Annotated in this window: 17 protein-coding genes and 1 pseudogene; 10 read left to right on the forward strand and 8 right to left on the reverse strand. The window is 51.9% G+C overall.

Annotated features, from left to right (window positions below; all coding sequences use genetic code 11):
- Positions 1-327: 327 nt before the first annotated feature.
- From A31E_RS26785 to A31E_RS11880, 8 genes and pseudogenes are all read left to right on the forward strand, one after another.
- Positions 328-1,815, forward strand: a pseudogene (locus A31E_RS26785) (DUF4132 domain-containing protein); the annotation flags it as partial.
- A 9-nt stretch (positions 1,816-1,824) separates the two neighbouring features.
- Positions 1,825-5,457, forward strand: coding sequence for a DUF4132 domain-containing protein YehI (gene yehI, locus A31E_RS11910; protein WP_016248954.1), 3,633 nt, complete (start codon positions 1,825-1,827; stop codon positions 5,455-5,457).
- 52 nt (positions 5,458-5,509) lie between these two features.
- Entirely contained in the window at positions 5,510-5,815 is a 306-nt protein-coding gene (locus tag A31E_RS11905) for a hypothetical protein (protein ID WP_001516688.1), read from the forward strand.
- A gap of 600 nt (positions 5,816-6,415) precedes the next feature.
- Positions 6,416-7,504, forward strand: a complete 1,089-nt coding sequence (locus A31E_RS11900; protein ID WP_016248955.1) for an ATP-binding protein — start codon at positions 6,416-6,418, stop codon at positions 7,502-7,504.
- 10 nt (positions 7,505-7,514) lie between these two features.
- Positions 7,515-9,794 carry a DUF5682 family protein gene (locus tag A31E_RS11895; RefSeq protein ID WP_016248956.1) on the forward strand — a complete coding sequence of 760 codons (2,280 nt, stop codon included), beginning with the start codon at positions 7,515-7,517 and terminating at the stop codon, positions 9,792-9,794.
- A complete protein-coding gene (locus A31E_RS11890; protein ID WP_001292790.1) occupies positions 9,787-10,923 on the forward strand; it encodes a vWA domain-containing protein in 1,137 nt (378 codons plus the stop codon). Before A31E_RS11895 ends, A31E_RS11890 begins: the two co-directional genes overlap by 8 nt.
- Positions 10,920-12,992 (forward strand): SWIM zinc finger family protein, encoded by a 2,073-nt coding sequence (locus A31E_RS11885; protein WP_016248957.1) that lies wholly within the window; start codon positions 10,920-10,922, stop codon positions 12,990-12,992. Before A31E_RS11890 ends, A31E_RS11885 begins: the two co-directional genes overlap by 4 nt.
- A 51-nt stretch (positions 12,993-13,043) precedes the next feature.
- The gene (locus A31E_RS11880; protein ID WP_001516693.1) at positions 13,044-13,505 is read left to right on the forward strand and encodes a YehR family lipoprotein; all 462 of its coding nucleotides are present in this window, start codon (positions 13,044-13,046) and stop codon (positions 13,503-13,505) included.
- Between the two features lie 41 nt (positions 13,506-13,546).
- Here the strand turns inward: A31E_RS11880 and A31E_RS11875 are convergent, their stop codons facing one another.
- Genes A31E_RS11875 through btsS form a run of 3 tightly spaced genes read right to left on the reverse strand, consistent with a single transcriptional unit; the run spans position 13,547 to position 16,465 of the window.
- Positions 13,547-14,017, reverse strand: a complete 471-nt coding sequence (locus A31E_RS11875; protein WP_001516694.1) for a YehS family protein — start codon at positions 14,015-14,017, stop codon at positions 13,547-13,549.
- Between the two features lie 46 nt (positions 14,018-14,063).
- Complete coding sequence (gene btsR / locus A31E_RS11870) at positions 14,064-14,783, reverse strand: two-component system response regulator BtsR (RefSeq protein WP_001516696.1); 720 nt, start codon at positions 14,781-14,783, stop codon at positions 14,064-14,066.
- Positions 14,780-16,465 carry a two-component regulatory system sensor histidine kinase BtsS gene (gene btsS, locus A31E_RS11865; protein WP_016248958.1) on the reverse strand — a complete coding sequence of 562 codons (1,686 nt, stop codon included), beginning with the start codon at positions 16,463-16,465 and terminating at the stop codon, positions 14,780-14,782. Before btsS ends, btsR begins: the two co-directional genes overlap by 4 nt.
- Positions 16,466-16,690: 225 nt before the next feature.
- Here btsS and mlrA point away from each other — a divergent pair, with 225 nt between their 5' ends.
- Positions 16,691-17,422, forward strand: a complete 732-nt coding sequence (gene mlrA, locus A31E_RS11860; RefSeq protein ID WP_001240391.1) for an HTH-type transcriptional regulator MlrA — start codon at positions 16,691-16,693, stop codon at positions 17,420-17,422.
- A 59-nt stretch (positions 17,423-17,481) separates the two neighbouring features.
- Positions 17,482-17,589 (forward strand): protein YohO, encoded by a 108-nt coding sequence (locus tag A31E_RS11855; protein ID WP_016248959.1) that lies wholly within the window; start codon positions 17,482-17,484, stop codon positions 17,587-17,589.
- Here A31E_RS11855 and A31E_RS11850 read toward each other — a convergent pair.
- From A31E_RS11850 to bglX, 5 genes are all read right to left on the reverse strand, one after another.
- The gene (locus A31E_RS11850; protein ID WP_001516698.1) at positions 17,570-18,301 is read right to left on the reverse strand and encodes an ABC transporter permease; all 732 of its coding nucleotides are present in this window, start codon (positions 18,299-18,301) and stop codon (positions 17,570-17,572) included. The genes A31E_RS11855 and A31E_RS11850 overlap by 20 nt on opposite strands.
- 4 nt (positions 18,302-18,305) lie before the next feature.
- Entirely contained in the window at positions 18,306-19,232 is a 927-nt protein-coding gene (gene yehX, locus A31E_RS11845) for a glycine betaine ABC transporter ATP binding protein YehX (protein ID WP_000569388.1), read from the reverse strand.
- Entirely contained in the window at positions 19,225-20,382 is a 1,158-nt protein-coding gene (locus A31E_RS11840; RefSeq protein ID WP_016248960.1) for an ABC transporter permease, read from the reverse strand. The genes yehX and A31E_RS11840 overlap by 8 nt, the downstream gene beginning before the upstream one ends.
- Before the next feature lie 6 nt (positions 20,383-20,388).
- Positions 20,389-21,306 carry a glycine betaine ABC transporter substrate-binding protein OsmF gene (gene osmF, locus A31E_RS11835; RefSeq protein ID WP_001131224.1) on the reverse strand — a complete coding sequence of 306 codons (918 nt, stop codon included), beginning with the start codon at positions 21,304-21,306 and terminating at the stop codon, positions 20,389-20,391.
- 255 nt (positions 21,307-21,561) lie between these two features.
- Positions 21,562-23,859, reverse strand: coding sequence for a beta-glucosidase BglX (gene bglX / locus A31E_RS11830; protein ID WP_016248961.1), 2,298 nt, complete (start codon positions 23,857-23,859; stop codon positions 21,562-21,564).
- Positions 23,860-23,953 lie beyond the last annotated feature (94 nt).

The raw sequence follows: 23,953 nt of genomic DNA on the forward strand, positions 1-23,953 counted from the left end.
GACGCCGCAGATTATAATAAACGTTGTTATGACCGACTGATAAAAAGTGCCGAAAGTTTTCCTTCTGCCACAATAGCGGCATTAGCCGAAGCATTAATAAAAAATGACGATCAACGTAAACATACTTTGCTGGTTTCACTACTTAATGCAAATCCTTTATTGGTCGAAAAATTAGGCCAATGGCTATCGTCACAAGCTGCGAAATTAGTACATCAATGCCAACAATTGCTGAATAGTCGCGATGAAGATTTCGCAAACTCAGAAATTCTGCCAACGGTGTTAGTCTCGCCGCCGTGGGTGGTTCGAAATAAAAATGACGACAACAGTCCTTTGGCTAAATACCCGGCGAAAATTCCCTCTTTACCGCTATTTTATCAACCTTCGTTATGGACACGCCCGGTACTAAAAAATAGTAGCAAGATATTACCAGATAACGCCCTCCTCCACCTCGGTGAAATGCTTCGCTTCCCTCAGGAAGAAGCACTGTATCCGGGATTATTACAGGTGAAAGATGCCTGTACCCCAGACTCACTGGCTGAATTTGCCTGGGATCTGTTTATCGCCTGGCAGACTGCTGGCGCGCCGTCGAAAGAGAGTTGGGCATTCAGTGCGTTAGGTGTTCTCGGTAACGATGACACCGCCCGCAAACTAACGCCGCTTATTCGCGTCTGGCCTGGCGAATCCCAGCATAAACGCGCCACCGTCGGGCTGGATATTCTCGCCGCTATCGGCAGTGACATTGCCCTGATGCAACTTAACGGTATCGCCCAGAAGCTGAAATTCAAAGCATTGCAGGAGCGGGCAAAAGAAAAAATTGCCAGCATTGCCGAAAGCCGCGAACTGACGGTAGCAGAACTTGAAGACCGGTTAGCCCCGGATTTGGGGCTGGATGATAACGGCTCCCTGCTGCTGGATTTCGGCTCGCGTCAGTTCACCGTCAGCTTTGATGAAACCCTAAAACCGTTTGTGCGCGATGCGTCTGGCAGCCGCCTGAAAGACCTGCCCAAACCGAACAAAAGCGATGATAAAACGCTGGCTGCCGATGCCGTTAACCGCTTTAAACTGCTGAAAAAAGATGCCCGTACCGTCGCCGCTCAACAGGTAGCAAGGCTGGAATCAGCCATGTGCCTGCGCCGCCGCTGGGCAGCGGAAAACTTTCAACTCTTCCTGGTTGAGCATCCGCTGGTTCGCCACCTAACCCGTCGCCTGATTTGGGGCGCGTATAACACCGACAACCAGTTGCAGGCCTGTTTCCGCGTGGCGGAAGATAACAGCTACAGCACCGCTGACGATGATCTCTTCACTCTCCCAGAAGGTGATATAGCGATTGGTATCCCTCACGTTCTGGAAATATCACCGACGGATGTCGCCGCTTTTGGTCAGCTTTTTGCCGACTACGAACTGTTACCGCCATTCCGCCAGCTTGATCGTAACAGTTACACCCTGACAGAAGCCGAACGCAATGCCAGCGAACTGACCCGCTGGACAGGCAGAAAATGCCCGAGCGGTCGGGTGATGGGGCTGGCAAATAAAGGCTGGTTGCGTGGCGAACCGCAGGATGCAGGCTGGATCGGCTGGATGATCAAACCTCTGGGCCGCTGGTCGTTAATCATGGAAATCGATGAAGGTTTTGCTGTAGGCATGTCGCCAGTCGAACTCAGCTCTGAGCAACTCTTAAGCAAATTATGGTTATGGGATGGAAAAGCAGAGAGTTATGGCTGGGGAAGAAATTCTGCACAGGAAGCACTGTTCTCCGTGCTCGATGCCATCACCGCCAGCGAGTTGATTAACGACATCGAAGCACTGTTTGAATAAGGAAAGAACATGAACAAGGAATTACTGTGGCTGGCGGACGACGCGCAACTGGAACTGAAATTTAAAAAAGGCAAAACGCCGCTAAGCCATCGCCGCTGGCCGGGCGAACCGGTGCCCGCTGTCACTGAAAGTCTCATTCAGACATTAGGAGATGAATTACTACAACAAGCAGGCAAGAAGCAAAATATCACCTGGCATTACGATAAATGTTCACTGGAGTGGCAGTCCGCCATCCAGCAGGCGATCAATTTGATTGGTGAGAATAAACCGTCAATCCCAGCCTTTACAATGGCGGCTCTGATCTGTATCGAGAAAAATGATAGCCAGCAGTTACTTGATGAAATCGTGCAAAAATATGGGCTGGAATATGCGACGGATGTGGTGATAGCGCGTCAGTTCATTGTACAGAGTTATCATGCTGATCCATCAACAGTGTGTTTAATGACACCGAACGAGAATACGGGCTATGGCTATCGCTCAGAGACTTATAGCAATTTCGATTTTCGTCTGCGTAAACATCTTTCACTGGCAGAGGAAAATTGCTGGCAGCGTTGTGCCGACAAACTCATTGCCGCACTGCCAGAGATCCCCATAGTTCGCCGCCCTTTTATTGCGCTGCTGCTTCCGGAAAAACCAGATATAGCGAATGAGCTTGCCAGCCTTGAAAGCCCATCAACGAGTTTTTACTCAAAGGAGTGGTTAAAGGTCGTTGCTACTGATAATACGGCGGTAAAAAAACTCGAACGATACTGGAGCCTGGACGTATTTAGCGATCGTGAAGCCAGTTATATGTCGCATGAAAACCACTTCGGTTACGCTGCCTGCGCGGCCCTTTTACGCGAACAGGGAATTGCAGCCGTTCCCCGCCTGGCGATGTATGCTCATAAAGAAGACTGTGGCAGCCTGCTGGTACAAATAAACCACCCGCTGGTCATCCGCATCTTGCTACTGGTGGCTGATAAAAATAAACCCAGCCTGCAGCGTGTTGCCAAATACAGTAAAAATTTCCCCCATGCAACGCTCACTGCACTGGCAGAACTTATCGCGCTGGAAGCACCACCTGCTCGCCCCGGTTATCCGATTATTGAAGACAAAAAACTGCCCGCACAGCAAAAAGCACGTGATCAATACTGGCGTAATCTGTTGCAAACATTGATTACATCGCAGCCACAACTGGCAGATGAAGTGAAGCCCAGGCTAAGTACAAAAGCACAAACCGTGCTGAATAGTTTTTTATCCGTGCCGCCGAAATCTGCCATTGATAGCCCTGATAGCAGTGCTCTGCCTGAAATTTTGGTTTCACCTCCGTGGCGTAGTAAGAAAAAATCGCCGCAACCACGTCTTGATTTGGTTCCGCTCGAATTAACGTCACAAGTCTACTGGCAACCGGGCGAGCAAGAGAGGCTTGCCACCACAGAGTCTGCCCGTTATTTCAGCACGGAATCACTTGCGGAACGCATGGAACGAAAAAGTAGTCGGGTTGTACTACAGGAGCTGGGTTTTGGGGATGATGTATGGCTGTTCCTGAATTATATACTGCCCGGCAAACTGGATGCGGCGCGCGAATCATTAGTGCTTCAGTGGCATTACTACCAGGGCAGAGTCGAGGAAATCTACAATGGCTGGCATTCTCCGGAAGCAAAATCAGCAGAACAGGCGCTTCGCAGCGGCGACGTTGAAACGTTAATTGACATCTGGGAAAAGGACAATCATTCGCCTTATCATCAGGAAAAGAGTGTCTGGAATCTGTATTTATTGGCACTGCTTCCGCGTGAGATGGCAGTGACTTTCTGGCTGCGTATCAATGAGAAAAAACATCTGTTCGCGGGTGAAAACTATTTTCTCAGCATCCTCGGTTTGGATGCATTACCCGGTCTGTTGTTGGCTTTTTCGCATCGTCCAAAAGAAACATTTCCGTTAATTTTAAATTTCGGCGCTACCGAACTGGCGCTACCCGTTGCTCGCGTCTGGCACCGTTTTACCACTCAGCGTAATCTGGCGCACCAGTGGATTTTACAATGGCCAGAACATACGGCTACCGCACTTATTACTCTCGTCTTCACCAAGCCCGGCGACAACCGCGAAGCCGCATTACTTGCCCTGCGTTTACTGTATGCACAGGGACATGGAGAATTACTGCAAACCGTGGCAAACCGCTGGCAGCGTGCTGATGTGTGGCCTGCCCTGGAGCAATTGCTTATACAGAAGCCACTGGAAATTTACCCACCACGCATTCCGAAAGCCCCTGATTTCTGGCATCCGACAATGTGGCGCAGGCCACGGCTTATCAATAATAATCAGCTTGTTACCGATGATGCTCTGGAAATTATTGGCGAAATGCTGCGCTTTACTCAGGGTGGGCGTTTTTATAGCGGACTGGAACAATTGAAAACGTTCTGTCAACCGCAAACGCTGGCCGCTTTTGCCTGGGATCTGTTTACCGCCTGGCAACAGGCTGGAGCCCCCGCAAAAGACAACTGGGCATTTCTGGCGTTAAGTCTCTTTGGCGACGAAAGCACGGCACGGGATCTGGCGACGCAGATCCTCACCTGGCCACAGGAAGGAAAATCTGCCCGTGCTGTCAGTGGCCTGAACATACTTACCCTGATGAATAATGATATGGCGCTGATACAACTGCACCATATTTCGCAACGAGCGAAATCGCGTCCTTTACGTGAAAATGCGGTGGAGTATCTCCAGTTGGTCGCGGAAAATCGCGGGTTAAGCGAGGAAGAGTTAGCGGACAGATTAGTCCCAACACTGGGCCTTGATGACCCGCAGGCGTTGATTTTTGATTTTGGTCCACGGTTGTTTACCGTTCGCTTCGATGAAAACCTCAACCCAGTTGTCTACGATCAGCAAAACGTTCGCCAGAAAAGTGTTCCCCGGTTGCGAGCCGATGACGATCAACTGAAAGCGCCCGAGGCACTGGCCCGACTAAAAGGGCTAAAAAAAGATGCCACTCAGGTGAGCAAAAACCTGCTCCCGCGTCTTGAAACTGCCCTGCGCACCACCCGACGCTGGTCGCTGGCAGATTTTCATACTCTGTTTGTTAATCATCCCTTTACCCGCCTGGTTACCCAGCGATTAATATGGGGCGTTTATCCGGCAAATGAACCGCGTCGTTTACTTAATGCATTTCGCGTGGCCGTAGAGGGGGAATTCTGTAATGCCCAGGACGATGTTATTGATCTACCTCCAGATTGCCTGATTGGCATTGCGCACCCGTTAGAAATGCCAACAGAAATGCGTTGTGAATTTGCACAACTTTTTGCCGATTACGAAATTATGCCGCCTTTTCGCCAGTTGGCGCGGCGCACGGTGCTGCTCACACCTGACGAGTCAACCAGTAACAGCCTGACTCGCTGGGAAGGTAAATCCGCTACCGTTGGGCAACTGATGGGGATGCGTTACAAGGGCTGGGCATCAGGGGATGAAGACGAATTTATCTATGGCTTAGGTGAGTATCGTCTGGTGCTTGAGTTTTCACCCGGTTTTAACCACTACAATGTTGATAGCAAAGCGCTAATGAGCTTCCGTTCTCTTCGAGTATATCGTGACAATCAATCTGTCACTTTTGCTGAACTCGATGTATTTGATTTGAGTGAAGCCTTAAGTACGCCGGACATCATTTTTCACTAACACACTGCGGGTAGTAACAGAACTGCCCGCTATCTGACAACTGAGAAAATCCATGATCGTGCAAAGTGAACTGGTCGCTGTTTACGACTATCAGGTTATTGATCCCGAAGAACCCTTTTCCTTCCGACTTGCAATCCATAAGTACGCCCAATTATTTACTGGAACGGTCTACCGACAGGAACGCTTCCGGTTACATCCAACATTTAATCAATTTGATCGAGATGATAGCGTTCCGCTAATAAATGATGCGTTGATTTATATAAGAGATGAATTTATTGATGAGGGAAGATTACGTGGGGAATCACCAGAAGCTGTAATGGCGATTTTTAATCGTGAACTACAGAATATATTTAACTAACAAATATAAAGATAGTTTTATTAAAGGGGGAAGCGGTTTCCCCCTTAGTTGCGTTTCAATTTGCCCGTTACTTCAACAAATCAATCAACCGTAACAGAGCCACTAATAGCTCCAGTACGGCAATGAGCACGGTTAACTTTCGTGTCAGCGTGTCCATCCGCTCTCCTTATTAAGGAGCGCAACACCAGCACCTTACCCTTACACTGCCTGTCGATACTGGTTTACGTATGTTGGACCACGATGTTGCACTCCGGATCAGGGCACCACCTGCAGCACCACCCGTCCGGTAGCCAGGACTTGAAATGGGTTCGATCCGGCGCAACGTCCCAACAGTCAGGATTATAAATCTCATTATCTTAATTGCAACGGGGTCCAGCGGTGGTTATAATTCGTTCGTTGGAACACGATGTTGCACAGGCTGCGGTGTTGGGCCTGAAAGTAGTAAATAAAAAAACCTGCCTCACCAGCAGGTTTTTTTATTTCCTGTGATCTGCTTTCCAGATATTTTATTACTATTTTCCGCTCAAACAACTAATGCGCCAAACAGTTATTGCGCGTAAAATATCGTTTATTTCATTAATACATTTCAGGGATGAATATATGTCACCGCAGAATAATCATCTGCAGCGTCCGCCTGCCGCTGTGTTATACGCCGATGAACTGGCAAAATTAAAACAAAATGATAACGCACCTTGCCCGCCAGGTTGGCAGTTAAGTTTGCCTGCGGCCCGTGCTTTTATCCTTGGCGACGAAGCGCAAAATATCAGCCGTAAAGTCGTAATTAGCCCCTCCGCTGTCGAACGCATGTTAGTCACTCTTGCTACCGGGCGCGGTTTGATGTTGGTGGGGGAACCTGGCACCGCAAAATCTCTCCTGTCTGAATTACTGGCAACCGCTATTAGCGGCGATGCCGGGTTAACTATTCAGGGTGGCGCATCAACCACCGAAGACCAAATCAAGTACGGCTGGAACTACGCTCTGCTTATCAACCACGGTCCGTCAACAGAAGCGCTTGTCCCGGCTCCGCTTTATCAAGGCATGCGCGATGGCAAAATTGTCCGTTTTGAAGAGATAACGCGTACACCGCTGGAAGTACAAGACTGTCTGTTAGGTATGCTTTCTGACAGGGTAATGACGGTGCCGGAACTCACTGATGAAGCCAGTCAGCTCTATGCGCGAGAAGGCTTTAATATTATTGCCACTGCCAATACCCGCGATCGCGGCGTCAATGAAATGAGTGCTGCGCTAAAGCGTCGCTTCGATTTTGAAACTGTCTTTCCGATTATGGATTTCGCCCAGGAGCTGGAACTGGTCGCCAGTGCTTCGGCGCGTTTACTGGCCCATAGCGGTATTCCGCATAAAGTGCCTGACGCGGTACTGGAGTTACTGGTACGCACCTTCCGCGATCTGCGTGCCAACGGCGAAAAGAAAACGTCAATGGATACACTGACAGCGATTATGTCCACCGCTGAAGCGGTGAACGTGGCCCACGCTGTGGGCGTCCGCGCCTGGTTTTTAGCGAATCGCGCGGGGGAGCCAGCCGACCTGGTGGACTGTATTGCCGGAACCATCGTCAAAGATAACGAAGAAGATCGCGCTCGTCTGCGCCGTTACTTTGAACAGCGCGTTGCCACACACAAAGAAGCTCACTGGCAGGCTTATTACCAGGCTCGCCACCGCCTGCCGTGAGGAAAGATGCATGAGTGAGCCGTTAATTGTCGGCATCCGGCACCATAGTCCGGCCTGCGCCCGTCTGGTGAAATCGCTAATTGAAAGCAAGCAACCGCGATACGTGTTGATTGAAGGACCGGCCGATTTTAATGACCGGGTAGATGAACTGTTTTTAGTCCACCAGCTTCCGGTAGCCATATACAGTTATTGTCAGTATCAGGACGGTGTTGCCCCAGGGCGCGGTGCCTGGACCCCATTTGCCGAGTTTTCACCTGAGTGGCAGGCGCTACATGCTGCCCGCAGCATCCAGGCACAAACCTGGTTTATCGATTTACCTTGCTGGGCACAGAGTGAAGAAGATGAAGATGAACCTGTTGCGGCTAATGACCATCAGGCCTTACTGCTACTCGCGACCAGTATGGATAACAGCGATACCCTGTGGGATCACCTGTTCGAAGATGAAAGCCAGCAGTCCACACTTCAATCCGCTCTGGCGCAATACTTTGTGCAACTTCGTGGTAATGATGCGGGTGATTCGGTAAATCGCCAGCGCGAAGCCTTTATGGCCCGCTGGATTGCCTGGGCGATGCAGCAAAACAACGGCAATGTATTAGTCGTCTGCGGTGGCTGGCATGCCCCTGCACTGGAAAAATTGTGGCGCCAATATTCTCAGGAAGAGAGAAAACCCAGGCTACCCTCATTACCGGATGCAGTGACCGGTTGTTATCTCACGCCATACAGTGAAAAGCGCCTTGATGTGCTGGCGGGATACCTTTCAGGAATGCCTGCTCCGGTCTGGCAAAACTGGTGCTGGAAATTTGGTTTGCAACGCGCAGGTGAGCTGTTACTTAAAACGATTCTTACCCGTTTGCGCCAGCACCACTTACCCGCATCTACCGCTGATATGGCTGCCGCGCATCTACATGCGATGGCACTGGCACAATTGCGCGGTCACAGATTGCCGCTACGCAGTGACTGGCTGGATGCATTAGCCGGATCGCTTATTAAAGAGGCATTAAACGCGCCGTTGCCGTGGAGCTATCGCGGGATCATTCATCCCGATACCGATCCAATTCTGCTAACGTTGATAGACACATTAGCGGGTGCCAGATTCGGTAAACTAGCCCCCTCCACGCCACAACCGCCGCTGCCAAAAGATGTCACGTCTGAACTGGAACGTACCGAAATCACTCTTCCGTCCAACCTGGCGTTAAATCGCTTTACCCCCTGCGGGCTGGTACAAAGTCAGGTGTTGCATCGGCTGACGATACTGGAGATCCCGGGGATAGTGCGCCAGCAGGGAAGTACACTGACGCTTGCGGGTAACGGTGAAGAACAATGGAAATTAACCCTGCCGCTTAGCCAACATGCGGCATTGATTGAGGCCGCCTGCTTTGGTGCCACACTCCTGGAAGCCGCACGCAATAAATTAGAAGCCGATATGCTGGACACAGGAGGAATCGGCAACATCACCACATGTCTTAGCCAGGCGGCGTTAGCTGGTCTGGAGTCCTTCAGTCAGCAATTACTGGAGCAACTCACATTATTAATCGCCCAGGAAAATCAGTTTGCCGAAATGGGTCAGGCGCTGGAAGTGCTTTATGCCTTGTGGCGTCTGGATGAGACTGGCGGTATGCAAGGGGCGCTAATACTGCAAACCACACTGTGTGCGGCGATAGATCGAACGTTGTGGTTATGTGAATCCAACGGCAGGCCGGACGAAAAAGAATTTCACGCCCATTTGCATAGCTGGCAGGCGCTGTGCCATATCCTGCGCGATCTCCATTGTGGCATTCAACTGCCAGGTGTTTCGCTTTCCGCCGCCCTGGCCTTACTGGAGCGCCGTAGTCAGGCGATTCATGCCCCGGCGCTGGATCGCGGCGCGGCTCTCGGTGCGCTGATGCGTCTGGAACATCCCAACGCCAGTGCCGAAAGCGCACTGGATATGCTGGCGCAATTATCCCCGACTGAGTCAGGCGAAGCCCTACATGGTTTGCTGGCGCTGGCTCGCCATCAACTGGCTTCTCAGCCTGCATTTATCGCCGGTTTCAGCACTCATTTGAATCAACTTAGCGACGCCGATTTTATTAACGCTCTGCCCGATTTACGTGCAGCGATGGCCTGGCTACCGCCTCGAGAACGCGGGGCGCTGGCGCATCAGGTGCTTGAGCATTACCAACTGGCGCAGCTCCCCGTCCCGGCACTGCAAATGCCGTTACATTGTCCACCGCAAACCATTGCTCATCATCAACAACTGGAACAGCAGGCACTGGCGTCACTGCAACACTGGGGAGTTTTCCATGTCTGAACTGAACGACCTTCTGACTACCCGTGAGCTACAGCGCTGGCGATTGATTCTTGGTGAAGCGGCTGAAACTACCCTTTGCGGTCTTGATGGCAACGCCCGACGGATAGACCACGCCCTGGAGTGGCTATACGGGCGCGATCCTGAGCGCATTCAACGCGGTGAACGGCACGGAGGGCTGGGCAGTTCAACTCTCACAACGCCCGAGTGGATCAATGATATTCACACGCTCTTCCCACAGCAGGTAATTGAGCGACTGGAAAGCGACGCCGTGCTGCGCTACGGCATAGAAGATGTGGTGACAAATATTGAAGTGCTGGAACGCATGCAACCTTCCGAAAGCCTGCTACGCGCCGTATTGCACACTAAACATCTGATGAATCCCGAGGTGCTGGCAGCCGCTCGCAAGATAGTGCACCAGGTTGTTGAAGAAATTATGGCGCGGCTGGCCAAAGAAGTTCGTCAGGCTTTTTCTGGTGTGCGTGACCGCCGTCGCCGCTCGCATATTCCCCTGGCGCGCAATTTCGATTTCAAAAGTACCCTGCGGGCCAACCTGCAGCACTGGGACCCCAAACGCGGCAAGTTGTATATCGAATCACCCCGCTTTAACAGTCGCATTAAGCGCCATAGTGAACAATGGCAACTGGTTTTACTGGTCGATCAAAGCGGATCGATGGTTGATTCAGTGATCCACTCAGCAGTGATGGCGGCCTGTTTATGGCAATTACCCGGCATTCGCACCCATCTGGTGGCATTTGATACCAGCGTCGTAGATCTCACTGCCGACGTTGCCGACCCGGTAGAGTTATTAATGAAAGTGCAACTGGGCGGTGGAACGCATATCGCCAGTGCAGTGGAGTACGCCCGTCAACTTATTGAACAACCAGGTAAAAGCGTGATTGTTCTGGTAAGCGATTTTTATGAAGGCGGAACATCGTCATCACTCATCCACCAGGTGAAGCAGTGTGTTCAAAGCGGCATCAAGGTGCTGGGGCTGGCGGCGCTCGACAGCACAGCAACCCCCTGTTATGACCGGGATATGGCCCAGGCATTGGTCAATGTCGGTGCACAAATAGCTGCCATGACGCCGGGTGAACTGGCTTCCTGGCTGGCGGAGAATCTTCAGTCATGAATTCACTACGCCCGGAATTATTAGAACTGACGCCACAGGCACTGACAGCGTTAAGTAATGCCGGTTTTGTTAAGCGCAGCCTTAAGGAACTGGAAAATGGCAATATCCCAGAAATTAGCCATGAGAGCGGCACACTGATCGCCACTTTCAGTGACGGTACACGCAGCCAACTGGCAAACGGTCAGGCTCTGAAAGAGGCCCAGTGTAGCTGCGGGGCCAGCGGCATGTGCCGCCATCGCGTGATGTTGGTGTTAAGTTATCAGCGACTTTGTGCTACCCCTCAGCCCACGGAAAAAGCAGAGGAATGGCCCCCGGCAATCTGGCTGGAAGAACTGACTACCCTGCCCACTGCCTCGCACAAACGCGCACAATCCCTGGTCGCCAAAGGTATAACTATTGAACTGTTCTGCGCGCCAGGCGAAATTCCCTCTGCCCGCTTACCGATGAGCGATGTGCGTTTTTATTCCCGCAGCAGTATTCGTTTCGCCCGTTGTGATTGCATTGAAGGAACGCTGTGCGAACACGTGGTACTGGCAGTGCAGGCATTCGTCCAGGCCAAAGCACAGCAGGCAGAATTTTCTCATTTGCTCTGGCAGATGCGCAGCGAACAAATCGCATCAAATGACGATCCATTTGCCAGCGATGAGGGCAAAGCCTGTCGTAAATATGTCCAGCAATTAAGTTACGCGTTATGGCTGGGGGGGATCAGCCAGCCGTTAATTCATTACGAGGCAGCATTCAGCCGCGCCCGGCAAGCGGCAGAAGCCTGCAACTGGCGATGGGTAAGTGAATCGCTACGGCAACTGCGTGCCAGCGTTGATGCGTTCCACGCCCGCGCCAGCCACTATCACGCAGGAGAATGTTTGCGCCAGCTTGCAGCATTAAACAGTCGGTTAGCCAGTGCACAAGAGATGGTACGACGTGACTGTGTCGGTGAAGTACCGCCCATGCCGTGGCGCACGGTCGTTGGCGCAGGGATTGCCGGAGAAGCAAAACTGGATCATCTGCGGCTGGTGTCATTAGGTATGCGTAGCTGGCAAGACTTCCAACAGTATGGTTTACGGATCTGGTTCACCGACCCCGACACCGGTAGTATTTTGCACCTTTCACGCAGTTGGCCGAGAAGTGAACAGGAAAACGCGCCTGCGGCAACGCGTCGGCTATTTACCTTTCAGGCAGGGGCGCTGGCGGGAGGGCAAATCGTCTCACAAGCAGCGAAACGCAGTGCCGAAGGTGAGCTGTTGTTAGGTACGCGCAACCGCTTAAGCAGCGTCGTTCCACTGTCTCCGGATGCGTGGCAAATGCTGAGTGCGCCACTGCGCCAGCCGGGAATCGTAGCGTTACGGGAATACTTACGCCAGCGCCCGCCAGTCTCCGTTCGCCCGCTTAATCAGGTGGATAATTTATTTATTCTGCCTGTGGCTGAGTGTATTTCACTTGGCTGGGACAGCAGCCGCCAGACACTGGATGCGCAGGTAATCAGTGGCGAAGGCGAAGATAATATGCTGACGTTATCACTGCCAGCCTCTGCCAGCTCACCCTTTGCCGTTGAACGCATGGCGTCCCTGTTACGACAGCAAGATGATCCCGTGTGTCTGGTTTCTGGATTCGTCAGTTTTACCGAAGGACAGTTAACGCTGGAGCCACGGGTGATGATGACGCAATCTCGCGCCTGGGCGCTGGATGCAGAAACTGCGTCTGTGGCACCGCTACCTTCCGCCAGCGTTCTTCCTGTGCCGTCCACCGCTCATCAGTTGTTGATGCGCTGCCAGTCATTATTAATTCAGGTGCTACATAACGGCTGGCGCTATCAGGGGCAAAGTGTCATCAGTCAGGTCGGCTTGCTGGTAAATGAGTTGACCGGGGAGGGCTTTTACCGGCTGGCACATTTGTTGAATCAATTGCGTACTACAGAGGGAGAGGCTCTGGGTGAAACATTAAACAACTGCGTTTTACTCTGCGAACAGTTGTTACTGATGCTTGAGCAACAAGGGGGAAAAATGCTTTTTATTAAGAGTTCTACTCCATTTCCGGACTGCTCAAGACGAGGTATAAAGAATATTCTATAGCGCCCTGGTGAGAGTCACCAGTTTTCTGATCTTGATAAAATGGAGTTTTACATGAAGGCTTTCAACAAGCTGTTTTCCCTCGTTGTTGCATCTGTTCTGGTTTTCTCTCTCGCTGGCTGTGGTGACAAAGAAGAATCAAAGAAATTTAGTGCCAATCTGAACGGTACTGAAATTGCCATTACCTATGTCTACAAAGGCGACAAGGTACTTAAGCAATCTTCAGAAACTAAAATTCAGTTCGCATCCATCGGTGCGGCTAACAAAGAAGATGCAGCTAAAACGCTTGAGCCGTTAAGCGCAAAATATAAAAACATTGCTGGCGTTGAAGAAAAATTAACTTTTACAGATACTTACGCACAGGAAAACGTAACTATCGATATGGAGAAAGTTGATTTTAAAGCCCTGCAGGGTATTTCTGGCATCAACATTTCTGCTGAAGATGCCAAAAAAGGCATCACTATGGCGCAAATGGAACTGGTGATGAAAGCCGCAGGCTTTAAAGAAGTGAAATAATCTGTCGGCGGCCATGTTCTTACATGGCCGCCATATCCGTCTTAGCTTTTCTTCACATGCTGGCGCGCTGCCAGCCCTCGCAGAAAATAACGCAAGAATTGATCACCGCATTCGCGGAAGTTTTTATGATCCGGTGCGCGCATCATTGCAGTAATTTCCGGCATGGAAACACGGAACTGCTGTTCGGTGAGGATCGCCAGAATGTCATCGGTTTTCAGCGAAAACGCGATGCGCAATTTTTTCAGCACAATGTTGTTATTAATACGACGTTCCGGCTCCAGTGCCGGTGCAGACTCATCCCTGCCGCGTTTTTCATAAATCAGGCCATTCAGGAATGAAGACAAAATAATGTCCGGGCAACGTTGAAATCCCTCTTCGTCTTCTTTACGCAGCCAGATAGCGATCTGATCGGCGGTAGCTTCAACATTGCTCAGCGCGAGAATACGCACCAGGTCGTTATTATTGGCTTTTAAAATGTAGCGCACGCTGCGCAGAATATCGTTACTTAGCATGAGGCCTTCAGGTGTTGATGAGGCAAAAAGCCATTTTAGCAGTCTTTTACAGGCCAATCGCCTCTTTTAAACTTTTCAGATAACGACGGCTGACCGGAACGGTTAAGCCATTACGCAAAATCAACTCCGCCTGGCCGTTATCCTCCAGACGAATCTCCTGCAAATGCGCGAGGTTAACCAGATACTGCCGATGACAACGCAGTAGCGGCGTACGACTCTCCAGGGTGCGTAAAGTCAGTTCAGTGAAGCCCTCTTTACCTTCGTGACTGGTGACGTAAACACCGCTCATCCGACTGCTGACAAATGCCACATCTTTCATTTGCAGCAAATAAATACGGCTGTGACCGGTACAAGGGATAAATTTCAGTCCTTGCTGATTCTCCGACAACAAGGAAACATCCTGCTTGCTGCGTTCCTGACGCAGGCGGGTCAGGGATTTCTCCAGCCGCGCTTCATCAATCGGCTTCAGTAGATAATCAAAAGCATGTTCTTCAAAGGCTTTAATGGCGTATTCATCAAACGCAGTCAGAAAAACGATATATGGACGATGTTCCGGGTCGAGCATCCCCACCATTTCCAGACCACTGATGCGCGGCATCTGGATATCGAGAAACAGCACATCCGGGCGCAGTTTATGCACCGCGCCAATCCCTTCCACGGCGTTTGAACACTCACCGACGATTTCAATATCGCTCTGCTCTTGCAAAAATACGCGCAGGTTTTCCCGTGCTAACGGTTCATCATCGACAATTAAGACTCTAATCATGCCTCATCCCTCCATGGCAGTCGTAACGTTATTCGGGTGTAACTATCAGGCTCACAGGCGACGCAGATCCCATAGTCATCGCCAAACCGTTCACGTAAACGCTTATCCACCAGATTCATCCCCAGCCCGCTGGCATTGGTTACCGGTTGATACAAACCGGCATTATCTTCGATCTCCAGCATTAAATGTTGCCCTTCACGGCGCGCGCTAATTGCCACTCTCCCGGTATCCAGTAGTTGCGATGTCCCATGTTTAATGGCGTTTTCGACTATCGGTTGTAGGGTAAACGCGGGCAACTGCTGCTGGGATAATTCCTCCGGAATAGAAATATTGACCTGCAAGCGCGACTGAAAACGCGCCTTTTCAATTTGCAGATAAGCGTTCACATGTTCAATCTCGTCAGCGAGAGTAACAAACTCCGAAGGCCGCTTTAAGTTTTTGCGGAAAAAAGTAGAAAGATACTGCACCAGTTGACTGGCCTGCTCACTGTCGCGGCGGATCACCGCTTTAATGGTATTAAGCGCATTGAACAGGAAATGGGGATTCACCTGGGCGTGTAACAGCTTGATTTCCGACTGCGTAAGCATCGCTTTTTGCCGCTCATACTGCCCGGCGAGGATCTGCGCCGAAAGGAGTTGTGCGATCCCCTCACCCAGCGTGCGGTTGATCGAACTGAACAGGCGGTTTTTCGCTTCATACAATTTGATGGTTCCCACCACCCGCTGATTTTCGCCACGCAATGGAATAACCAGCGTTGAACCTAACTTGCACTGCGGGTGCAGAGAACAACGGTAAGGCACTTCGTTGCCGTCGGCGTACACCACTTCGCCGGTTTCTATCGCTTTTAAGGTGTACGTAGAAGAGATTGGCTTACCGGGCAGATGGTGATCATCGCCAATTCCGGTAAACGCCAGCAGTTTCTCACGATCGGTAATCGCCACCGCCCCAATATCCAGCTCTTTATAGAGCACTTGCGCCACTTTCATGCTGTTCACTTCATTAAAGCCCTGGCGCAAAATCCCTTCTGTCGAGGCTGCCACTTTCAGCGCCGTGGCAGAAAAAGCCGAAGTGTATTTTTCAAACATCGCGCGCTTATCAAGCAAAATGCGCATAAACAGCGCCGCGCCCACGGTGTTGGTTACCATCATCGGCGCAGCGATATTACTCACCAGACGCACGGCGTCTTCATAAGGTCGGGCAATCGCCAGAATAATCAGCATCTGCACCATTTCCGCGACGAATGTAACAGCACCTGCGGTAATCGGATTAAAGACTTTATCGGTGCGCCCGCGACGGATCAGGATGCTGTGTACCAGCCCCCCGAGCAAACCTTCGACGATGGTCGAGATCATGCAACTCAGCGCGGTCATGCCTCCCATCGAGTAACGATGTAACCCGCCGGTCAGACCAACCAGCCCGCCCACCACCGGGCCGCCCAGTAAGCCGCCCATCACCGCGCCAATCGCCCGGGTGTTGGCAATAGAATCGTCAATGTGCAGCCCGAACCAGGTGCCCATGATGCAGAAGATGGAAAAGACGATATAGCAGAGAAATTTATGCGGCAGACGAACCGTGACCTGCATTAATGGTATGAATAATGGCGTTTTACTCATTAACCACGCGATAACCAGAAAAACGCACATCTGCTGAAGCAGCAGCAACACCAGATTAAAATCGTACATACCCGCAAACCACAGATCCCTTAAACATGCGTAACATACATTGCCTGCGTTTAACTTTCTTTGAACTCTTGCAGAAAAATGAGAATTCGTGATTACGATCACTCAAAACAATCTGGCAAAAACAAAATCACCCTGAAGATGAACAAAAAACGGGCAAAACTACCTGGTTCGCAAAACTACGTCTAAAGTTAAACCGGGACCTCGCGAGCAAGGGTGGTAGGATGGATGGCGCTTTACACAATTGGTGAAGTGGCGTTGCTTTGTGATATCAATCCTGTCACGTTACGCGCGTGGCAGAGACGTTACGGATTGCTGAAACCACAGCGAACCGACGGCGGTCATCGCCTGTTCAACGATGCGGATATCGACCGGATCCGGGAGATCAAACGCTGGATCGACAACGGCGTGCAGGTGAGCAAAGTCAAAATGCTACTCAGTAATGAAAATGTTGATGTGCAGAACGGCTGGCGCGATCAGCAAGAAACTCTGCTTAATTACCTGCAAAGCGGCAATCTGCAAAGTCTGCGAATGTGGATCAAAGAGCGCGGTCAGGATTATCCCGCTCAGACCCTCACCACTCATCTGTTTATTCCTCTGCGCCGACGGCTTCAGTGTCAGCAGCCAACCCTCCAGACGTTGCTGGCGATCCTTGATGGCGTGTTGATCAACTACATCGCCATTTGTCTGGCCTCGGCACGTAAAAAACAGGGCAAAGATGCGCTGGTCGTCGGCTGGAATATTCAGGACACCACCCGCCTGTGGCTGGAAGGCTGGATCGCCAGCCAACAGGGATGGCGTATTGATGTTCTCGCTCACTCGCTCAATCAGCTACGCCCGGAACTGTTCGAAGGCCGAACATTATTGGTATGGTGCGGTGACAACCAGTCTCCCGCCCAGCAGCAGCAACTTACCCACTGGCAAGAGCAAGGACATGATATTTTTCCGCTTGGCATTTAATGATTCGTTAACAAATGCGCTTTACTGTACAATCCTTTCGTTAACATAAGGAGTGCATTATGCGCATAGCTAAAATTGGGGTTATCACCCTGTTCCTGTTGATGGCGTTAGGCGGTGTCGGTGGCGTCATGCTCGCAGGTTATACCTTTATTTTGCGTGCTGGCTAAGTCGCTGCACCAGCCGTTCAAACAGGCGGTCTACGATGATCGCCGCCAGTGCCACCAGCAACGCCCCCTGAATGACATAAGCGGTATTAAATCCGCTAAGTCCGATGATGATCGGCGTTCCCAGCGTGCTGGCCCCGACCGTTGAGGCGATGGTCGCCGTGCCAATGTTGATAATCACCGAAGTCCGCACGCCAGCCAGAATCACTGGTGCGGCCAACGGTAACTCCACTTTACGCAATCGCTGACTCCGGCTCATTCCCATACCTTTGGCAACGTCTGTCACGCTATCATCAATCGCTCCCAGTCCGGCAAGTGTCGCCTGTAAGATGGGCAATACACCATAAAGGATCAGCGCAATAATCGCTGGCTGCAGACCAAACCCCATCACCGGAACGGCAATCGCCAGTACCGCTACGGGTGGAAAAGTCTGCCCAACGGCGGCTATGTTTTCCACCATCGGGCGAAACTCCGCGCCCCACGCGCGAGTGACCGCAATTCCTGCACCGACGCCAATAGCCACGGCAAACAAACTTGAGATCCCCACCAGCCAGAAATGGGCCAGCGCCAGGGAAGCAAAACTTTCTTGCTGATAAACAGGCCGCGGCAGTTGTGGGAATAAGGCACCGAACAGCGGCTGGCTGTATGGCAGCCAGAAAATCAGCGCCACAAACAGGGCAATCAACCAGAAAAGCGGATCGCGCACTATTTTCATGCGATTACGCCTCCATCAGCAGATCCTGAAAATGCAGTGTGCCGCAAGGTTGGCCTTGAGCGTTAACCACCGGCAGCACTTCACAGCCACGGGCGACAAACAATGAGAGTGCATCACGTAGCGTCATCTCTTCTGCCAGCGCCTCACCTTCAGCACGTTCGTTGCGGCGCACATAATCGGTCACACTGCGTAACGATAACAGGCGCACGCCCAGCTCGCTGTGACCAAAAAACTGGCGCACAAAATCATTCGCCGGACGGGTAAGCATCGCCAGCGGATTGCCCTGCTGCACCACTTCACCATGATCCATCAGCACCAGATGCTCCGCCAGGCGCAGCGCCTCATCGATATCATGAGTCACCAGCACAATGGTGCGCCCCAGCAAACGGTGAATGCGCGTCATCTCTTGTTGCAACGCGCCGCGCGTTACCGGATCCAGTGCGCCAAACGGTTCATCCATCAGCAAGACTTGTGGATCGGCAGCCAGTGCACGGGCAACCCCCACGCGCTGCTGCTGACCGCCGGAAAGCTGATGCGGATAACGCTCGCGTAAATTTGCCTCCAGCCCCAGTAGCGCCATTAATTCGTCGATACGATCGTCAATTCGCGCCCGCGACCATTTTTGTAATTGCGGTACGGTGGCGATATTTTGCGCCACGCTCCAGTGGGGAAATAAACCTATCGACTGAATGGCGTAGCCCATTCGGCGGCGCAGCTCCAGCACTGGCAGCGAACGAATCTCTTCTCCGGCAAAACGGATCACGCCACTGTCGTGCTCCACCAGGCGGTTGATCATCTTCAGAGTGGTTGATTTACCGGAGCCTGACGTGCCAATCAGCACCGAAAAGCTCCCCTCCTGAAAATTGAGATTGAGATCGTTAACGGCCTTTTGCGTGCCGAACTGTTTGCTGACATGGCTAAATTCAATCATGACTTTTCACCTTCAGCAGTGCGATAACCAAATCGAACAGCGCGTCGATCAGCACCGCCAGTACAATCACCGGGATCACCCCCAGCAACACTAAATCAATGGCACTGCTTAACAGTCCCTGAAAAACCAGCGCACCAAAACCGCCCGCGCCAATTAACGCCGCAATCACCGCCATACCGACGGTCTGCACCATTACCACCCGCAGACTGCGCAGAAATACCGGCAGCGCCAGAGGTAACTGGACATGAAGGAATCGCTGCCCCCCGCTCATGCCCATTGCTCTGGCGCTTTCCAGCACATCGCGCGGGATCTGGTTCAAGCCCACTACCACGCCGCGCACCAGCGGCAACAAGGCATAGAGCACCAGGGCAATCAATGCTGGCGTCATGCCTGTTCCTGCTATGCCGAGCGTCCCCAGCCACGGAAAGGTAGCGGCCAGTCCGGCAAGCGGTGCGATCAACAAACCAAACAGCGCCACCGAAGGCACGGTCTGAATGACATTGAGTAAAGAAAAAATCGCCCCCTGCCGCGCGGTGGAAAAGTAGCACCAGACGCCCAATGGTACGCCGATAACCAGCGCAGGCAGTACCGAACCAAACAGCAGTGCCAGATGTTGAGCCAGTGCATCATCGAATACATCCTGACGGTTGGCATACTCTTTCATTAACGAAAGATCGTTAAGCGTGCCAGAGAACAGTAACCACAACGGAATAATGGCGATCTGAATATGCAGCAACCAGCGCCATAGCGGATGCGTGGAAATTCGCCGGATAGCATCGCTACAGGCCAGCAGCGCCAGCGCCGCAGCCAGCCAGAAGCCACTGCCGAGGCTGGTACGCGCCAGGGCGCTACCACTTTGCGCCAGTTGCGTCGCGGCTTTTCCTGCCCCCCATACCAGCAAAATAAACACCAGTTGCGCGAGGAGAAAAGCAAAAATGCTGCCTTTTCTTCCGGGAACGAAACAAGCAGTCAGCCATGCGCAACCAACGCCCACCAGCATCCAGATGGTTTGCGGCCACAACTGCCAGAGTTGTCGACCTTCACCAGAAACTAATCGGTTAGGTGCGTAACTGATAAACGGCAACGCCGCTGCTATTGCCATCAGTAACAGCAGCAACGCCAGAACAGAGTTAATACGAAGATGCGCCACGGGAAATTACTTCGTCCACCCTTTTTGTTTCAGGTAGTCGGCAGCCACTTTTTTCGCGTCCAGCCCTTCTACAGCAATACTGGCATTCAATTGCTGCAACGTCTTTTCATCGAGGCTGGCGAAGACAGGCTGTAGCCACTGCGCCATTTGCGGATACTCTTTCAACACCGACGCACGCACCACTGGCGCAGGCGCGTAAATTGGCTGGACACCTTTCGGATCGCTTAATGTTTGTAGCCCCAGCGCTGCTACCGGGCCGTCAGTACCGTAGGCCATCGCCGCATTAACGCCGGACGTTTGCTGGGCTGCGGCTTTAATCGTCACTGCCGTGTCGCCACCTGCCAGTGACAGCAACTGCTCCTGATCGAGTTTAAATTCATAGGCTTTTTCAAAAGCGGGCAACGCATCGGCGCGTTCAATAAACTCTGCCGAGGCCGCCAGTTTAAAGGTGCCACCGTCTTTCAGATAACGACTGAGATCGGCAAGCGAAGTGAGTTTGTTTTTTTCTGCCATATCCTGACGCACGGCGATGGTCCAGGTGTTATTCGCAGGTGCGGGCGTCAGCCAGATTAACTGGTTTTGCTCTGCATCGAGTTTTTTGACCTTCTCGTAGCCTTGTTGCGCGTTTTTCCATGCCGCATCGTTTTCATCTTTAAAGAAGAAAGCACCATTGCCGGTGTATTCCGGGTAAATATCCAGTTCGCCCGAAGTAATCGCCCCGCGCACCACTGGCGTGGTGCCAAGCTGGACTTTATTTACCGTGGGAACGCCGTGGTTTTCCAGCACCTGCAAAATGATGTTGCCGAGCAGTGCGCCTTCGGTATCGATTTTCGAACCGACTTTAACGGGGGAAGCCGCCTGTAGCGGCAGGCTCACGGCGGCTATCAAAACCAGTGAACCGGCCTGGAGCTTTGAGAGTGGCATGATGCTTTCCTCATTCTTTTACTGTTGTTTTCAGAGAATTAAGAAAAAAGCATAGTTGATAATGACGGGATTAGCCTGACAGGACGAATTCAGTGGCAGAATCAGATAAATACTGAAGAGGGAAATACTGCCCGCGTTTTCCTGCCGGATGCGGCGTGAGCGCCTTATCCAGTCTACAGGGTGTTTGCAACCTGTAGGCCTGATAAGCGCAGCGCATCAGGCAAAGGGCGCAAACGTCGCGCCCTTCATAAAGAGTTACAGCAACTCAAACTCGCCTTTCTTAACGCGTGCAGAATCAGTGCCGATAAAGACGTTGAACTTGCCGGGTTCGGCGTCATATTTCATCTGCTGATTCCAGAACTTCAACGCCTCAATATCGATCGGGAAGCTGACGGTTTGGGTTTCACCCGGTTTCAGGGTGATTTTCTCAAAGCCTTTCAGTTGTTTCACCGGACGGCTCATGGAAGCCGTCACATCCTGCAAGTACATCTGGACAACCGTCGCCCCTTCGCGTTTGCCGGTATTTGTCACCTGCACGCTGGCGGTCACTTTGCCGTCACGCTTCATGGTCGGCGCAGAAAGTTTCACATCAGAGACGGTGAAAGTAGTATAGCTCAGACCATAACCGAACGGATAAAGCGCCCCGTTTGCTTCATCGAAATAACGTGAAGTGTATTTGTTTGGCTTGTCGGCGTTATACGGACGCCCCGTGTTCAGATGGCTGTAATAAACCGGGATCTGCCCGACAGAACGCGGGAAGGACATCGGCAGCTTGCCAGACGGGTTGTAATCGCCAAACAGCACATCGGCAATCGCATTCCCGCCTTCAGTACCGGCAAACCAGGTTTCCAGAATCGCGTCGGCTTGCTGATCTTCTTTCACCAGCGCCAGCGGGCGACCGTTCATTAACACCAGCACCAACGGTTTACCAGTGGCTTTCAGGGCAGCAATCAAATCGCGCTGGCTTTGCGGGATGGTGATATCGGTACGGCTGGAGGCTTCGTGCGCCATCCCCTGAGCTTCACCGACCACAGCCACCACCACATCAGCTTGTTTCGCGGTCTGCACCGCTTCATCAATCATCTCTTGCGGCGAGCGCGGATCGACTTTTACCGCTTCTTCATACTGATTCAGGAAGTCTATAATGCCTTTATCACTGGTAACGTTCGCACCTTTGGCGTACAGCACTTTACCGTTTTCACCAACGGCATTTTTAATCCCGGTTAGCACAGTCACGGATTGATCGACGACACCTGCTGCCGACCAGCTTCCCATTACGTCACGTTTGCTGTCTGCCAGTGGGCCAACCACCGCAATGGTTGCTGATTTTTTCAGCGGTAACGTTTCGAGACGGTTTTTCAGCAACACCAGGCTTTCGCGCGCCACTTCACGTGCTTCTTTGCGGTGCAAACGGCTTTCGGCATTGGTATCCGCCGGGTCAGACTCTTTCGGCCCAAGATGGCTGTACGGATCGTTAAACAACCCCATATCGTATTTAACGTTCAACACGTGGCGAGTGGCGTCGTCCAGTTCTTCCATCGTCACTTTGCCGGATTTGATCAAACCAGGCAGATACTTCGAGTAATACTCGTCACTCATGCTCATATTGATACCGGACTTAAGCGCCACCCGCACCGCATCTTCCGGGTCTGCCGCCGTGCCGTGTTTGATCAGCTCTTTGATTGCACCATGATCGGAAACCGTAATGCCTTTAAAACCCCACTGATCGCGCAGAACATCTTTCAGCAACCAGGAATCGGAAGTTGCCGGTGTACCATTGAGCGAGTTCAGCGCCACCATCACCGCGCCGCTGCCTGCATCCAGCCCCGCTTTGTACGGCGGCATATAATCATTAAACAGACGCTGCGGACTCATATCGACGGTGTTGTACTCTTTACCGCCTTCTACCGCACCGTAAGCAGCGAAGTGTTTAACGCTGGTCATCACCGAGTAGCGATCTGCCGGACTTTTGCCCTGCATCGCTTCAACCATAGTTTTACCCATAATTGAGGTGAGATACGTATCTTCGCCAAAACCTTCGGAAGCTCGTCCCCAGCGCGGATCGCGCGAGACGTCGACCATCGGCGCCCAGGTCATGTTCAGGCCATCGTCTGCCGCTTCATAAGCTGAAACGCGCCCCACGGTTTTCACTGCATCGAGGTTAAAAGAGGACGCCAGACCAAGGCTAATCGGGAAAACGGTACGCTGACCGTGCAGCACGTCGTAGGCAAAGAAGAGAGGAATTTTCAGGCGGCTTAGTTCCATCACCTGATCCTGCATGGCGCGGATATCCTGGCGAGTCACGGTGTTAAAAATCGCCCCCACCTGCCCATCTTTGATCATCTCGCGGATCGCCTCTTTCGGGTTATCCGGGCCAACGCTGATTAAACGAAGCTGACCAATTTTCTCATCAACCGTCATTTTCTTGAGCAGATCGGTGACGAATGCATCCCGCGCTTCGGGCGTTAATGGATGGTTGCCGAACAAATCATCCGCCAGTGCTGGTTGTAGGGCCAGACTCACCGCGATACCTACTGAACATAGCCATTTCATATGGATTTTTCTTCCTCTGTTGCCCGACGTGGCAGCGAAAATGGTGCAAAAACCGTAGTTTGCCATAAGCATGATGGAGAGAGAAAAAGAATGC

Origin of the sequence: Escherichia sp. KTE159 (genome assembly GCF_000408805.1) — a bacterium.
GTDB lineage: Bacteria > Pseudomonadota > Gammaproteobacteria > Enterobacterales > Enterobacteriaceae > Escherichia > Escherichia marmotae.

Coding starts and splice junctions, on each gene's coding strand:
- yehI (WP_016248954.1), top strand. CDS start 1,825: ATGAACAAGGAATTACTGTGGCTGGCGGACGACGCGCAACTGGAACTG.
- A31E_RS11905 (WP_001516688.1), top strand. CDS start 5,510: ATGATCGTGCAAAGTGAACTGGTCGCTGTTTACGACTATCAGGTTATT.
- A31E_RS11900 (WP_016248955.1), top strand. CDS start 6,416: ATGTCACCGCAGAATAATCATCTGCAGCGTCCGCCTGCCGCTGTGTTA.
- A31E_RS11895 (WP_016248956.1), top strand. CDS start 7,515: ATGAGTGAGCCGTTAATTGTCGGCATCCGGCACCATAGTCCGGCCTGC.
- A31E_RS11890 (WP_001292790.1), top strand. CDS start 9,787: ATGTCTGAACTGAACGACCTTCTGACTACCCGTGAGCTACAGCGCTGG.
- A31E_RS11885 (WP_016248957.1), top strand. CDS start 10,920: ATGAATTCACTACGCCCGGAATTATTAGAACTGACGCCACAGGCACTG.
- A31E_RS11880 (WP_001516693.1), top strand. CDS start 13,044: ATGAAGGCTTTCAACAAGCTGTTTTCCCTCGTTGTTGCATCTGTTCTG.
- A31E_RS11875 (WP_001516694.1), bottom strand. CDS start 14,017: ATGCTAAGTAACGATATTCTGCGCAGCGTGCGCTACATTTTAAAAGCC.
- btsR (WP_001516696.1), bottom strand. CDS start 14,783: ATGATTAGAGTCTTAATTGTCGATGATGAACCGTTAGCACGGGAAAAC.
- btsS (WP_016248958.1), bottom strand. CDS start 16,465: ATGTACGATTTTAATCTGGTGTTGCTGCTGCTTCAGCAGATGTGCGTT.
- mlrA (WP_001240391.1), top strand. CDS start 16,691: ATGGCGCTTTACACAATTGGTGAAGTGGCGTTGCTTTGTGATATCAAT.
- A31E_RS11855 (WP_016248959.1), top strand. CDS start 17,482: ATGCGCATAGCTAAAATTGGGGTTATCACCCTGTTCCTGTTGATGGCG.
- A31E_RS11850 (WP_001516698.1), bottom strand. CDS start 18,301: ATGAAAATAGTGCGCGATCCGCTTTTCTGGTTGATTGCCCTGTTTGTG.
- yehX (WP_000569388.1), bottom strand. CDS start 19,232: ATGATTGAATTTAGCCATGTCAGCAAACAGTTCGGCACGCAAAAGGCC.
- osmF (WP_001131224.1), bottom strand. CDS start 21,306: ATGCCACTCTCAAAGCTCCAGGCCGGTTCACTGGTTTTGATAGCCGCC.
- bglX (WP_016248961.1), bottom strand. CDS start 23,859: ATGAAATGGCTATGTTCAGTAGGTATCGCGGTGAGTCTGGCCCTACAA.